Genomic DNA, 12,864 nt, shown 5'->3' with positions numbered 1-12,864 from the left:
GGGTCAACGTTCTATGGGCCCTGATCCGTGACGGGAAGAGCTACGAGCCTGCACTCCCCGTCACATCAGCGGCTTGACAACATCATTAGGAGGTCAGCCGGCCGCCGGCCCCGGGTCGCTGGTGCTGTGCTCGCCGTTCTCCAGGTGGCCGGCGTAGCGGCGTTCGAAGGCCGTGCCGTCCACCGCGCTCACCCGCACGTCGTACCAGTTGCCCTGGCCGGCGGTGTGCCAGCTGTACTCCAGGCTGTCGTGCGCCTTGAGCACCCGGGTGACCTGTGCCTTGCCGTCGTGCTGGTAGGAGTTGGCCAGCCGGACCGTGCGGCGGTCCTTGCCGTGGTTGCGGATCCGCACCCGGACCTCGTCCTGGCCGGTCTGCGAGAACGCCACCGACAGGTCCTCGCCGCCCTGGCCCTGGAACTCGAAGAGGCTGCCGTTGGGTCCGTAGGCGGCCAGCTGGTAGTGCTCGCCGGCGGCCACCGTCCAGAAGTCCTGCAGCGTGTCGTGCGCGGCGACGGTGTAGCGGCGCGGCGCCGCCTGCGGCTGCTGCCGGTCGTGGATCTGGAACGCGGCGCCGATCTTTCCGTGGTTGCGCAGTTCGAGCTGGACCCGGCCGCTCTGCCGTGGGCCCTCGTTGACCAGCGCCCGGTATCCCAGTGGGCGGGCCGGACGGGTGCCGGACTCCTGGACGGGCATCGTCTGCGGCACCGCCACGCTGTACGGCTTGCCCTGGCCCGCGATCGGCGCCGGCACCTGGAAGTGCACCGGGGTCGGGTCGGCCTTGCCCTTGAAGTCGAACATCGAGGTGAGGTCACCGCAGACGGACCGGCGCCAGTCGCTGATGTACGGCGAGGCGATGCCGAAGCGCTGCTCCAGGAAGCGCAGCACCGAGGTGTGGTCGAAGGTCTCCGAGCAGACGTAACCACCGCGCGACCAGGGCGAGATGGCGATCATCGGTACCCGCGGGCCGAGCCCGATGGGCTGCAGCCCGGTGGGGCCCACGGTGCCGGCCGGGCTGGTCCACGGAAGGTTGGTCATGTCCAGGAACTCGTCCTGCAGGCCGGCCGCGAGGCTGTCGGAGACCATGCCCTCACCGCCGGGCGCGCTGTGCAGCGGCGGCACCGGCGGCAGGACGTGGTCGAACAGGCCGTCGTTCTCGTCGTAGTCGAGCAGCAGCACGGTGCTGCCCCACACCTCCGGGTTCGCGGTCAGCGCCTCCATCACCAGGTTGATGTAGTAGGCGCCGTCGGTCGGCGAGGAGGACGGGTGCTCGGAGTACTGGGCCGGCGGCACGATCCAGGTCACCTGGGGCAGGGTGCCGTTCTTCACGTCCTGGGCGAACTCGACCAGCGTGTGGTCGCAGGCGCCCTTCTTGACCAGCGGGCTGTTGGGGTCGGCGCCGTCGGCCGGCTGGAAGTTGTGGAAGAACATCAGCGAGTTGTCGGTGAAGTTGTCCGTGGGCTGGCCGGGGATCCCGCTGCCGCCCTGGTACAGCTTCCAGCTGACGCCCGCCTGCTCCAGCAGCTCGGGGTAGGTGGTCCAGGTGTAGCCGTTGGTGTCGTCCCGCTCGCCGGTGGCCGGCCCGTTGAGCTTGGTCTTGCCGTAGACGTTGCGCGGGTCCATCGTGCCGGTCCACAGGTAGATGCGGTTGGGCGCGGTGTCGGCGTGCACGGAGCAGTGGTAGGCGTCGCCGATGGTGAACGCCTCGGCCAGCGCGTAGTGGTAGAGCAGGTCCTGCCGCTTGAGGTGGCCCATCGTCAGGACGTCCTGCTTCTGGGTGACCCAGGAGTCCCAGCGCCCCCCGTTCCACGCCTGGTGGCCGCTGGGCCAGCCGTGGTCGGTGCCCGCGGTGTGCTCGGTGGTGCTGCGCGGGTCGATGTACCAGGGCAGCACCTCGCTCTCGCTGGCCGGCAGGTTGCGGCCCTGGTAGCGGGCGGTCTTGATGGTGCTGGTCGGCTGGTGGAAGACCGGCTTGCCGTTGGGCAGCAGCGCCGGCCGCGGGTCGGCGAAGCCGCGCACTCCGCGCAGGGTGCCGAAGTAGTGGTCGAAGGAGCGGTTCTCCTGCATCAGGATCACCACGTGCTGGACGTCCTTGATGGACTTGGTGCGGGAGATGGCGGGCAGCGCCATCGCCTTCGCGATGGCCGGGGGGAACATCGACAGGCCGGCCGCGGCGGCACCGGCGCCGCCGAGCTGCAGGAACCTGCGACGGCCGAGCTGGGGGGAGGTCTCGGGGGTACCCATGGATCTGCCATTTCTGAGCGGACTTGGCTGGACAACTAAAACCCTTCAGTTGAATGGGGACCGGGAAGGGGCGAGCAGGGGACGGCTGCGTGAGCATCGGCACAACTTTGGCTTCGTGCACGGCTTTTCCCTTTCGGGCACGGCCCCCTTCCCCGGCCGGTGCGGCCCCTTCCTCGGCCGCCCCTTCCCCCAGTGGGCCCGGCCCCTTCCCCGGCGTGCCCGTCGGCCGGTGGAACCGGACCCGCTGCTTCCGGCGTCCCCTCCGGCTGGGCGCCCGGTATGGGCCGACTTCCCGATGGGCCGAATTCCCGGTTGGAGAGGCTGGACGGTGTGAGCGGTGGGCTGCGGGTGCTGGTCGTCGACGACGATCCCGAGGTGCGCGACGCGCTGGAGACCGGTCTCGCGGTCGAGGGCTACCAGGTGCGCGGCGCCGCCGACGGGCTGGCCGCGCTGACCGAGATCGCCACCTGGCAGCCGGACGCGCTGGTGCTGGACGTGATGATGCCGGTGCTGGACGGGCTGGCGGTCTGCCGGCGGCTGCGCGGCCTCGGGGACCAGCTGCCGATCATCGTGCTCACCGCCCGGGACTCGGTCAGCGACCGGGTGGACGGGCTGGACGCGGGCGCCGACGACTACCTGGTCAAGCCGTTCGCGCTGGACGAGCTGACGGCCCGGCTGCGTGCGGTGCTGCGCCGCACCGCGCCCGACGCCGAGCTGCGCGAGGGGCGCGAGGACGGCGGCGGGAGCGACGGACGCGACGGGCGCGAGGGGTGGGAGCGCTGGGACGACCGGGGCGTGCGCGGCTTCGAGGACCTGAGCGTGGACCCCGCCAGCCGCACCGGCAGCCGCCGCGGACGCCCGCTGTCCTTCTCGCGCACCGAGTTCGCCCTGCTGGAGCTGCTGCTGCGGCACCCCGGGCAGGTGCTGACCCGGGAGACGATCATGGACCGGGTCTGGGGTGCCGACTTCGGCCCCGCCTCCAACTCGCTGGCGGTGTACATCGGTTACTTGCGCCGCAAGTTGGAGGCGGCCGGCGAGCCGCGCCTGGTGCACACCGTGCACGGCGTGGGGTACCGGCTGGACCTGTGCTGAGCCGGCGCCGGCGCGTCCCCGCGCGCCGGCGCCGTTCGCCCCGCGCTACTTCAGCGGCGCCTGCGGCAGCGTGGTCGGGCAGAGCCGGCGCGGCTGCCGGTCGCCCTTGAGCGTGGCGTCCACGCAGCCGCCCGGCAGCGCGTCGGGGCCCGAACCGTACGCGGTGCTGCCGAAGTTGGCGGTGACCTGGAGCACGCCGTCGCCGAAGGAGCTCTGCTGCACCTGGTGGTCGGCGCTCAGGTAGCGGAAGCCGGTCATCGGCTGGGTGCCGGCGGCCTCGTGCAGCGGCGCGAAGTACTGCTGCAGCGCGGCCAGTTGCTTGCCGTCGGTGTTCAGCACCGGGCCGTCGAGGACCAGGTTCAGCGGGGTGTTCTGGAGGATCGCCTGCAGTGCCCGGGTGGTCTCCAGCGCGGGGAGCTTGGTGTAGGACAGCTCCCAACGGTCGAGGTTGACCTGGACGTCGTGCAGCGCGGTCTCCAGCAGCGGGATCCGGTAGGCGGGGTCGAACATCTGCTTGGTCAGGTCGGCCGGCAGGTCGGCCGGCTTGAAGAAGACCCCCGGAGCGCCGGCCGGCGCGTAGCCGCCCCAGAGGTCCTTGTTCTTCTCCAGCGGCCACAGCCCGTCCGCGGGCGGGGTCAGCGAGCCGTGGCTGAAGGCGACGACCGGGCTCGCCCAGCTGTGCGCGGCCTCCGAGCCGAGCACCAGCTTGTCCGGGCCGGACAGTTGACGCATCCGGGCGATCCGGTTGGCCTCGTCCTGCTGCTGGTTCATCGGGTGGTCGGCGCTGAAGTCGTCGTACAGCTCGCCCGCCGCGTCGACGTCCAGGAAGTAGCTGTTCGACCCGTTGGCCGTCATCTGCGTGGTGCGCTGGGCGAGGACGTCGTCGTGCTGCGCGAAGGCCTGCGAGCTGAGGTAGCAGCCGCGGTCGTGGAAGCCCGCGAGCACCGAGCCGTCCTGCTGGTGCACGCAGTAGTCCGGGTAGACCGGGGCCGGCCAGACGGAGGTGGGCGCGTCGGCGGTGCTCGGGTCCTGCCCGTTGGCGAACGAGTCGTACGGGCCGACCAGATAGCCCGCCTGCTTGGCGGCGGCCACCGCCGAGGCGTCCATCGGCTGGTCGTCGGCGTCGTAGCCGAGCCAGAGCCGGGACAGGCCCAGCGCCTGCATCTGCTGCACGCCCTGCGCGGTGCGGGCGCTGCCCCAGGTGTAGGCGTGGAAGGCGCCCAGCAGCTTGCCGACCTCCGGGTTGGCGGCGATCTTGCTGTTCAGGGTGACCAGTTGGCCGTGCTCGCTCAGCCAGCGGCGGTAGTCCTGCGCGGGGGCGACGGGGGAGGGGGCGGTGAGGGCGAAGGTGACGGTGTAGTCCTGGGTGCCCGCCCGCTGGGAGAAGGTGTGCACGGCGGTGCCGCGTAGCCGGCCGCCCTGCGAGGCGAGGCCGAGCGAGGTGCCGATCGGCTGCGGGACCAGGTAACTGACGCCCTGACCGCCCAGCGTGTAGCCCCACAGCGGCATGCTCAGGTCGGCTTCGAGGTCGTAGCTCTTCCCGGCCACCCCGGTGTCGGCGGAGTTCTGATACGGGTCGTCCACCGGCAGGCCCAGGCCCTCGCCGCTCGGCAACTGCAGCTGGGTGGCGGCCGGATCGGTGCCGGTGACCGGCCAGGGCAGCGTGGCGCCGTCCTGCTCGTTGTGGACGGTCACCTGCAGCCGGCCGCGCACCGCGGCGGCGGTGATGCTCAGGCCGTGCTCCGGCAGCGTCCAACTGGCCGTGCTGTTACGGACGGTGACCCGGCCGGGCTGCCCCAGCGACTGCGCCGCGGGCGCCGAGAGCGTCAGGGTGCGTCCGCCCTGGCCGCGCGCGGTCAGGGCCAGCGAGTCGGTCCGCAGCTGCGCGAGGCCGCCGTTGACCGGGATCTCCAGAAGGGTGCCGTGCACTCGGATCGCGCCGTCGCCGTGCGCTGCGCCCGCGGGTCGGGCGCTCGCGCCGTAGGCGGTGGACCAGGTGGCGCCGGTCAGTGTGCAGGCGCTCACCAGGGCGAGCGCCGCCAGCGCCGCCCGGCGGCTTCGGGCGCGGGTTGCTGGACGCGGGGTCGTGGTTGTCATGTGCTGAAAGGATGCTGACTGGTCATAAGAACAGCTCTTAGGAATATCTGTGGACGTCTCGCCGGGTATCGGGGGAGCGGTACGGTGACGAGGTGACACCGGACGATACGCTGCGTGCGCTGGCCGCCCTGGAAGCCGCCTGGCGGCAGGACAGTCGCGCCCTGGAGGCGCTGGCGGAGTGCGGACCGGGCGAGACGCGGCTGCCGGTCCTGGTCGCCGACTACGGCGACCTGGTCCTCGACTCCATGCTCTCCCTGGCCTGCGGCATCCACGGCGGGATGGACGAGGCGGAGTTCGACGCCGCGATGGAGCGCAAGGAAGCCGACGTGACCGTGCGGATGTGCGCCGCGCTCGGCCGGACGCTGAAGAGCTGGGCCGCCACCGCCCCCGACAGCGCCTCGGGCGACGTGGCACGCGCCGTGGTGGACGCCGTGCACACCTTCACCGCGGCCGGCGAGGAGGACGTGCTGCGCCTGCTCGCGGCCCTGCGGGCCGGCGTGCTGGGCGGCAGCTGACCGGTCGTCCCCACCATCCCCGCTGGGGGCGGGGCCTGTTCGGGCCGGGCCCGAACGGATACCGTGTGCCAGGCCTGTCCGGCGACCCGGAGGAGACCTGATGGCCGTCGACCCCACCATGCCCGCCGCGCCCGCCCGTTCCGGCGACACCGCGCCCGCCCGTTCCGGCGACACCGCGCCCGCCCGTTCCGGCGACACCGCGCCCGCCCGTTCCGGCGACACCGCGCCCGCCGCGCTGCCGACCGGCGGCGAGGCCCCGCGGCCCGACCGGACCCTCGCCTACGGCCCGCACCCCGACCAGGTGATCGACCTGCGCCGCCCGACCGGCCCGCCCCGCGCCCTGCTGGTACTGCTGCACGGCGGCTTCTGGCGCCCCGCGATCGATCGCACCCACGCGGCCCCGCTGGCCACGGCCCTGGCCGGAGCCGGATACCTGGTCGCGGTGCCCGAGTACCGGCGCACCGGGTTCCCGGAGATCTTCGACGACGTCGCCGCCGCCATCGACCTGCTGGCCGCCGGCGAACCGGCTGCTGGGGACCCGGCCGTGGGGGACTCAGCCGTGGGGGACCCGGAGTGGGCGGGCCTCCCCGTCGTCCTGGTCGGCCACTCGGCCGGCGGCCACCTCGCGCTCTGGACTGCCGCCCGCCCGCACCTGCCCGCCGACTCCCCGTGGCACACCGACCGCACCCCGGACGCCGTCCTCGCGCTGGCCGGCTGCTCCTGCCTGACCCTGTGCGACGAATGGAAGCTGGGCGAGGACGCCACCGCCGCGATGATGGGTGGCCGGGCGGCCGAGCTGCCCGCCCGCTACGCCCTCGCCGACCCCGCGCAGCTGCTCCCGCTCACCGTCCCGACCACGCTGATCCACGGCACCGACGACGAGCGGGTACCGGTCGAGCTGAGCCGGGTCTTCACCGACCGGGCCCGCGCAACCGGCCCGGCACCGGCACTCATCGAGCTGCCCGGCGCGAGCCACTTCACCCTGATCGACCCGCTCTCGCCCGCCTGGCCCGCCCTGCTCGCCGCCCTGGACGGCCTGCGCGAGCAACTGGGGTAACGCGCCGGCCGGCCAGGCACTCGGCCAGGGAGCAGCAGGGTTCGTTGAAGGTTGCCCGCCGCAGCGATCGCGGCGGGCACTTCGGGGCGGTCTCAGTCCTGCCAGCCGTCCGGCAACCGGTAGAACGTGGTCGGCAGCACGTCGACCTTCCGCACCAGATCGGGGCCGGCCTGCGTGATCGTGATCGGGATCCTGACCTTCACCAGGTCATCGAGGTGGATCTGCCCGGTCTCCAGTGCCCGCATCGCGATCGCATGGTGCTCCAACCACTTGTGCGCCTCGAATGGGGCGCTGCTCTTCTCGGTCATGCCCCCGATCCTGCCAGCAGCTCAGCCGTTGCCGGGCTTGTTCATGCAGGACACCTGGCAGTCAGGCGGCGAGTGCTGGCAGTTCGCCGCAACAACGATCTCCCCGGAGGCCGGGTTGCCCCACAGGAACCGGTCAGCGGGGTAGCCCGAGGCGGCCATCAGCTCGATCGTGCGCTCGATGATGACGCCGTTGAACCGGGCCGGGTCCGGGCGCTCCGGGTAGTGGTGGACTGGGCCGCCGACCTGGGCGCACAGGTCCTCGTAGGCCTTGGTGTGGAGGATGAGGGCGTGCCAGCCCTCGTCGACGACGCGGGAGGGTGCCATGCGCCGGTCCCGGTGCTCGCCCACAGCGGCGATGAACTTGAGGGCCTCGGCGACGATTCGGTCGGCGAGTGGCTGCTCCATGCCCGGGTTGTTGTCGCGGACGGTCGCGGAGACGGCGGCGAAGGTCTCGGGCGGGCCTGCACCCTGTTTGCGGGCCGTGCACACGGCGTGCATGGTTGGCCGACGGAGCGTCAGCGAGTACCGTGCGGGTCACCGATTGGGGAGGCTGCTGCCGTGAACGGCATCGACATCGGCTCAGTGATCCGCGGCGCCCGATCCGCAGCACGGATGACGCAGAATCAGCTGGGGGAGAAGGTTGGCTATTCGGGGTCGGCGATCTCCCGGATCGAGTCCGGGCGGCTGCGACCGGACTGGGACACTGTCGCCAGGATCGCCATGGTGCTGAATATCGCCCCAGGACAGCTCGGATTACAGGAGGGCACGGTGCGCCGCAGAGAACTGCTCGCCGGAGCCGCGGGCGTCGGCATCACTCTCGCCGGTCTGCCGGCGGTGGCGGCCGCTGCGCCAGGCCCGACAACCGGGGCCCCCGCCAGTGGGCTGGAAGTGGCACTGTTCTCCCTGCCCGCTGTCGAGGCGGTCCCGCTGCCGAAGCTCGTGCGAGGCCTGGCCGCCGCCAGAGCCGAATTCACAGGCGCCCGCTACGGGGCTCTCGGTGCCCGCCTGCCGGCTCTCCTGGCTGCTGCCGAGGCCGCTCGTGATGCCGCGTCGGGGCAGGCTCGGGAAAGGGCGCAGGCGGCCGTCGCGCGCGGCTACGTTCTGGCGACGGAGCTGGCGCTGAAGGAGCATTCGGAGATCGCGTGGGCGACCGCGGACCGGGCTCTCGCCGCCGCGCGCACGAGCGGCGACCCGATCGTCCTCGGCGAGGCCACCCGCGTCCTCGCGATCACCATGCGGAGGGCCGGGCGCACCGGGGCCGCCGTCGACCTGCTGCGCCGCACCGCCACCGGCCTGGACGACGACGCCCGCCAGCGGGCGGTCGGGGCCACCCTCCTGATGACCGCGGCCTATACTGCCGCAACGAGCAGCCAACGTGCGGACGCCCTGGACCTGATGGGCGGCGCCGAGGAATCGGTCCGGGCGTTGTCGGCCGGACCGGGCGGCCCGCTGTACACCGTCGATGCCTCCAGCGCCCAGGCGGACCTGTACTGGGTAGGCATCCACAACGCGCTCGGTACCCCGGACGAGGGCGTCGGCTACGCGCAGCGCCTCACCGCGGTCCGCTGGCCCACCGTCGAGCGCACGGCCCGGGCCGGTACGGACGTGGCCCGCATGTGGCAGCAACTCGGCGACCCCAGGAGGACGTTCGCGGCACTGAGGCAGGTCGAGCAGGCCGCGCCAGAGGAGGTGCGGCGCCCGGCACTGCGGGCGATGACGTCGAGCCTTTTGTACGGGCCGACCGCGCTGCCAGGGTTGCGGGAGTTCGCGCAGCGCACCGGCGCGATCTGAGCGGACAAGGCGCCCACCGTCGTGGTGAGCGCCTCCGCCAGGTGGATCGCCGGACAGGTCCTAATCGAGGCGGGAGACCTGGTAGTGGGCGAGGCGCCAGGTGCCGTCGTCCGCTCGCTGGGCCAGCACGCTGAGCCAGATGCCCAGGGTGGGGCGGTCGGTGAAGGAGAAGTCCACGCTCAAGTAGCCGAGGACGAGGTCGTCGGTGGGTTGCCTGGTCTCCAGGATCCGGTAGGTGGCCGTCATGCCGAGGGGCTGGGAGGCGTAGTACTCGGCGATGCCCTGCGGCCCGACGCTGTACGGGTGCAGGCCCTGGAAGATCGCGTCCGTCGTGAAGAGGGCGGCCACCTGGTGCGGTTCGTGGGCGTCGACGGCCGTCTTCCAGCGGTCGAGGAGGCTGCGCAGGACCGCCTCGGCGGCCGGTGTGCCGGTCACCGGGTGTTCCCGTCGGACGGGTCCTGGGACTCGGTCGGGCGGCCCGGGTCGCTGGGGTGCGGGGAGAGCGGCGTCACGGTGTCCTGACGCCAGACCCGCAGTGGCATCGAGGCGAGCACCTGCTCCAGCCGCTCCGAGTCCGGCGCGCTGAACAGGCCCCAGGTGCGCCATTCGCCGGGGGCGTGCGGTGGTCGCCACAGTCGCAACAGGCTTCCCTGGGCGGCCAGTTCCTGCGACCGGGCGGACTCCTCGGCCCGGATGCGGGCCACCGTCTCATCGGCGGTGCCCGTCGGGACGGTGGTGACCATGTCGACCAGGAACTCCATGGGCGGTCCTCTCCTCGGCATGTCGGAAACGTCAGAACCTTCAGAACGCCGGGTCCGACCGGCACCGGACCACGCTAGGCCCTGCCCGACCCCTCGCGTCGGATCAGCACGCGGTTCCCCAGGCTTCGGCCGGGAGGTGCCCCCACGACGCCCGGTTCAGCGTTCGCCGAGGAGTCGGCGCAGCAGCGCCTCGTCGTCCGGTGTCAGGTCGTCGACGAAGTGGCTGAGCACGGCCTTGCGGTCGGGGTCGGACTCCATGGCCTGGCGCATCCGGCGGGCGGTGAGGCCGTGGGCGTCGGTGACGGGCGCGTAGGCGTAGGCGCGGCCCTGCTTGGTGCGGGTGAGCAGGCCCTTGTCGTGCATCCGGGTCAGCACGGTGACCACGGTGGAGTACGCCAGCCGGCTGCCGAGACGGGTGAGGACCTCACCCGCGGTGAGTGGTGCACCGGCCGCCTGGAGCTGCTCCAGGACCTCGGCCTCCAGGGCGCCGACCGGTCTTCGCTCGCTCGAAGCCCCTGCGCCATGCCCGGAGTTCACCTGTTGGTCACCTTCCCGTATATCGTCTACAGTCCTGTAGTACTTCTACGGCAGTGTAGAAGGAGGCTCGCTGCCGAGTCTGCCAGGCCAGCGGGCTCGGCGAATCCGACGGCGCGCCGCACCGACCCGGAGAGAGCCCCACCTTGACGACAGTCCACCCCGCGGCCCACCTCGCCTTCGACGGCTCCGGCATCGACGGCTCGCTGTTCACCTCCGTCACCGGCTTCGCGCACGACACCAAGTGGCTCAACACCCCGCTCGACCTGTGGACCAACGCGGGTCTGGGCGTGTTCGCCATCCTGATGCTGCTGGGCTGGTGGAACGCCCGCCGCCGGGACGACCGCACCATGACGCTCGCGCTGGCCGCGCCGATCGCCGTCGGCTTCGCCTTCGCCGTGGCCGAGGTGGCCAAGAAGCTGGTCGCCGAGGTGCGGCCGTGCTACTCGCTGCCGCACGCCTACTTCGTCGACACCTGCCCGGTCCGCACCGACTACGCCTTCCCCAGCGGTCACAGCACCACCGCCTTCGCCACCGTCGCGGCCCTGTGGCTGCTCGACCGCTGGCTGGCGGCGATCGCCACCGGCTTCGCCTTCTTCGAGGGCTTCACCCGCGTCTACCTCGGCGACCACTACCCGCACGACGTCATCGGCGCCGCCCTGCTCGCCCTGCCGGTCGCCTTCCTGGCCAGCTGGTTCCTGGGGCGCGTCGCCGTCCCGCTGGTGGGACGGCTGCGCGAAGGGGCGCTGTCGCCGCTGCTGACCGCGCCGACCCGGGCCGCGCACGCGGCTCGCTGACGGGGTACGGCCGAGCGGATACCGGAACCCCGCAGGGGTATCCTGAGCGGCGAGTACTGATGGGAGCCGTCGCGGGAGTGGGGTGAGCAGACCGTGGACCGTCGCCGGCTGCTCGCCGTCTGCGCGGTGCTGTTCGGCCTCTTCCTCATGCACGGCACGCCCGCCACGGCCGCCAGTGGCTGCCACGGCGGGATGCCTGTGACGGCCGGGGTGTCCGAGGCCGGGGGAGTCGTCGCGCACCCGATGGCGGTCCCGACGGCCGTGCCGGCGGCCGCGCCGGCGGGCGGTTCGCTGGCGCGGCCCGCCGTGATGGCGCAGCCGGGCGGTGCGGTGTGCGTCGCCGCCCCCGCGCGGGGCGGGGCCGTCCTCGCGGCGGCGGGGCTGCTCGCGCTCGCCGTCCTCGCGGTCGTCGCCGACCGGGGGCCGGGCGGCCGTCACCCGGGTGCCTCGGCCCACCGGCGGCGAGGGCCGCCGAGTGGCGGGCGGGCGCTGCTGCTTCAGGTGTGTATCGCGCGGACGTGACAGGGCCGCGCCGGATCCGCGTGTTCGAGCGGGTTCGGCCAGGCGTCCTGTTCACCGCGCGCCGCCGAGGTGCGCCGCCACCTGAGAGAACCTCCATGATGTCCGTTTCCTCCCGTTCGACCCTGCGCCGCCGCACCCTGGCGGCCGCCGCCGCGACCGCCGTGCTGGCGTTGACGCTCGCCGCCTGCGGCTCGTCCGCCTCCTCGACGCACTCCGACGCCCACTCCTCGGGCAACTCCTCGATGAGCTCCGCCACGAACTCCGCCACGAGCTCCGCCACGAACTCCGCCGTGCCGGGCATGCCGGGTACGCCAGGCATGTCAGGCATGCCGGGCATGGGCACGGGGACGCCCATGGCGATGGCCGCCGGCAACGGCCTGGCCGCCGAGCAGGACGGCTACCGCCTCGACGCGCCGAGCGCGACCCTCGCCGCCGGGCAGCCGGTCCAGTACCGGTTCTCGATCACCGGGCCGGACGGCAAGCCGGTCACCGACTTCGCCGTCGAGCAGACCGAGCAGCTGCACTTCTACGCGATCCGCTCCGACCTGACCGGCTACCAGCACGTCCACCCGGTCCTCGCCGCCGACGGCGGCTGGACCGCCGACCTGGCGCCGCTACGGCCCGGCAGCTGGCGGCTGTACGCCTCGTTCACCCCGAACAGCGGCAGCGGCAAGGGCACCGACTTCGTCCTCAGCCGCACCGTCACCGTCCCCGGTCCGGCGGCGGACGCAGCGGCGGACACGCCGCTCCCGCCCGCCGCGTCGAGCACCACCGTCGACGGCTACACCGCCACCGTCCAGGGCGAGCTGATGGCGGGCATGGCACACCCGCTGACCATCACGATCAGCAAGGACGGGCAGCCCGTCACCGATCTCCAGCCCTACCTGGACAGTTACGCCCACCTCAGCGCCTTCCACGCGGGCGACCAGGCCTTCGCCCACCTGCACCCGGAGTCCACCGTCAACGGTGATCACGGCGGGCCCTCGCTCGCCTTCCACGCCGAGCCGGCCACGGCCGGCGACTGGCGGCTGTTCCTGCAGTTCCGGACCGCCGGGCAGCTGCACACCGCCGCGCTGACCCTGCACGTCGACTGAGCCGACGTCCGTCGTCCGACGCCACGTCGCCCGTCGCCCGGCGCCGGTTCGGTGG

At 72.7% G+C, this 12,864-nt stretch carries 14 protein-coding genes; 7 read left to right on the top strand and 7 right to left on the bottom strand.

The features are described 5' to 3' along the window. Positions 1 to 93: 93 nt before the first annotated feature. Entirely contained in the window at positions 94 to 2,241 is a 2,148-nt protein-coding gene (locus ACFZB9_RS34720) for a phosphocholine-specific phospholipase C (protein WP_391453868.1), read from the bottom strand. Positions 2,242 to 2,571: 330 nt separating this feature from the next. Between ACFZB9_RS34720 and ACFZB9_RS34715 the strand changes: the two genes are divergently transcribed. Continuing rightward, a complete protein-coding gene (locus ACFZB9_RS34715; protein ID WP_391453866.1) occupies positions 2,572 to 3,333 on the top strand; it encodes a response regulator transcription factor in 762 nt (253 codons plus the stop codon). 45 nt (positions 3,334 to 3,378) lie between these two features. Here the strand turns inward: ACFZB9_RS34715 and ACFZB9_RS34710 are convergent, their stop codons facing one another. Then, on the bottom strand, positions 3,379 to 5,430 hold the full coding sequence (locus ACFZB9_RS34710; protein WP_391453864.1) for a glycoside hydrolase: 2,052 nt from the start codon (positions 5,428 to 5,430) through the stop codon (positions 3,379 to 3,381). 92 nt (positions 5,431 to 5,522) lie between these two features. Here ACFZB9_RS34710 and ACFZB9_RS34705 point away from each other — a divergent pair, with 92 nt between their 5' ends. Together ACFZB9_RS34705 and ACFZB9_RS34700 are read left to right on the top strand one after the other, a co-directional pair. Further along, on the top strand, positions 5,523 to 5,945 hold the full coding sequence (locus ACFZB9_RS34705; RefSeq protein ID WP_327070710.1) for a hypothetical protein: 423 nt from the start codon (positions 5,523 to 5,525) through the stop codon (positions 5,943 to 5,945). A 100-nt stretch (positions 5,946 to 6,045) separates the two neighbouring features. Continuing rightward, positions 6,046 to 7,002 (top strand): alpha/beta hydrolase, encoded by a 957-nt coding sequence (locus ACFZB9_RS34700; RefSeq protein WP_391453863.1) that lies wholly within the window; start codon positions 6,046 to 6,048, stop codon positions 7,000 to 7,002. 92 nt (positions 7,003 to 7,094) lie between these two features. Here ACFZB9_RS34700 and ACFZB9_RS34695 read toward each other — a convergent pair whose 3' ends face one another. Then, on the bottom strand, positions 7,095 to 7,310 hold the full coding sequence (locus ACFZB9_RS34695) for a hypothetical protein (RefSeq protein WP_391453862.1): 216 nt from the start codon (positions 7,308 to 7,310) through the stop codon (positions 7,095 to 7,097). Between the two features lie 21 nt (positions 7,311 to 7,331). Beyond that, positions 7,332 to 7,799: a glycine-rich domain-containing protein gene (locus ACFZB9_RS34690; protein ID WP_391453861.1), complete on the bottom strand. Its 468-nt coding sequence runs from the start codon at positions 7,797 to 7,799 to the stop codon at positions 7,332 to 7,334. Between the two features lie 69 nt (positions 7,800 to 7,868). Between ACFZB9_RS34690 and ACFZB9_RS34685 the strand changes: the two genes are divergently transcribed. Continuing rightward, the gene (locus ACFZB9_RS34685) at positions 7,869 to 9,101 is read left to right on the top strand and encodes a multiprotein-bridging factor 1 family protein (protein WP_391453860.1); all 1,233 of its coding nucleotides are present in this window, start codon (positions 7,869 to 7,871) and stop codon (positions 9,099 to 9,101) included. 60 nt (positions 9,102 to 9,161) lie between these two features. On the opposite strand, the gene ACFZB9_RS34680 is transcribed toward ACFZB9_RS34685, so the two are convergent. The 3 genes from ACFZB9_RS34680 to ACFZB9_RS34670 all read right to left on the bottom strand — a co-directional run bounded on the left by ACFZB9_RS34680 (position 9,162) and on the right by ACFZB9_RS34670 (position 10,399). Continuing rightward, complete coding sequence (locus ACFZB9_RS34680; protein WP_391453859.1) at positions 9,162 to 9,536, bottom strand: YybH family protein; 375 nt, start codon at positions 9,534 to 9,536, stop codon at positions 9,162 to 9,164. Next, the gene (locus tag ACFZB9_RS34675) at positions 9,533 to 9,862 is read right to left on the bottom strand and encodes a muconolactone Delta-isomerase family protein (RefSeq protein WP_391453858.1); all 330 of its coding nucleotides are present in this window, start codon (positions 9,860 to 9,862) and stop codon (positions 9,533 to 9,535) included. The genes ACFZB9_RS34680 and ACFZB9_RS34675 overlap by 4 nt, the downstream gene beginning before the upstream one ends. A gap of 156 nt (positions 9,863 to 10,018) precedes the next feature. Next, complete coding sequence (locus tag ACFZB9_RS34670) at positions 10,019 to 10,399, bottom strand: BlaI/MecI/CopY family transcriptional regulator (RefSeq protein ID WP_391453857.1); 381 nt, start codon at positions 10,397 to 10,399, stop codon at positions 10,019 to 10,021. A 143-nt stretch (positions 10,400 to 10,542) separates the two neighbouring features. Between ACFZB9_RS34670 and ACFZB9_RS34665 the strand changes: the two genes are divergently transcribed. The 3 genes from ACFZB9_RS34665 (at position 10,543) to ACFZB9_RS34655 (ending at position 12,809) form a co-directional block, all read left to right on the top strand. Continuing rightward, the gene (locus ACFZB9_RS34665; protein WP_391453856.1) at positions 10,543 to 11,193 is read left to right on the top strand and encodes a phosphatase PAP2 family protein; all 651 of its coding nucleotides are present in this window, start codon (positions 10,543 to 10,545) and stop codon (positions 11,191 to 11,193) included. A 93-nt stretch (positions 11,194 to 11,286) separates the two neighbouring features. After that, positions 11,287 to 11,715, top strand: coding sequence for a hypothetical protein (locus ACFZB9_RS34660; protein ID WP_391453855.1), 429 nt, complete (start codon positions 11,287 to 11,289; stop codon positions 11,713 to 11,715). A 95-nt stretch (positions 11,716 to 11,810) separates the two neighbouring features. Further along, positions 11,811 to 12,809, top strand: a complete 999-nt coding sequence (locus ACFZB9_RS34655) for a hypothetical protein (RefSeq protein ID WP_391453854.1) — start codon at positions 11,811 to 11,813, stop codon at positions 12,807 to 12,809. Positions 12,810 to 12,864 lie beyond the last annotated feature (55 nt).

Source organism: Kitasatospora sp. NPDC008050 (assembly GCF_042957465.1).
GTDB lineage: Bacteria > Actinomycetota > Actinomycetes > Streptomycetales > Streptomycetaceae > Kitasatospora.
This window is presented reverse-complemented; position numbering and strand designations above follow the sequence as displayed.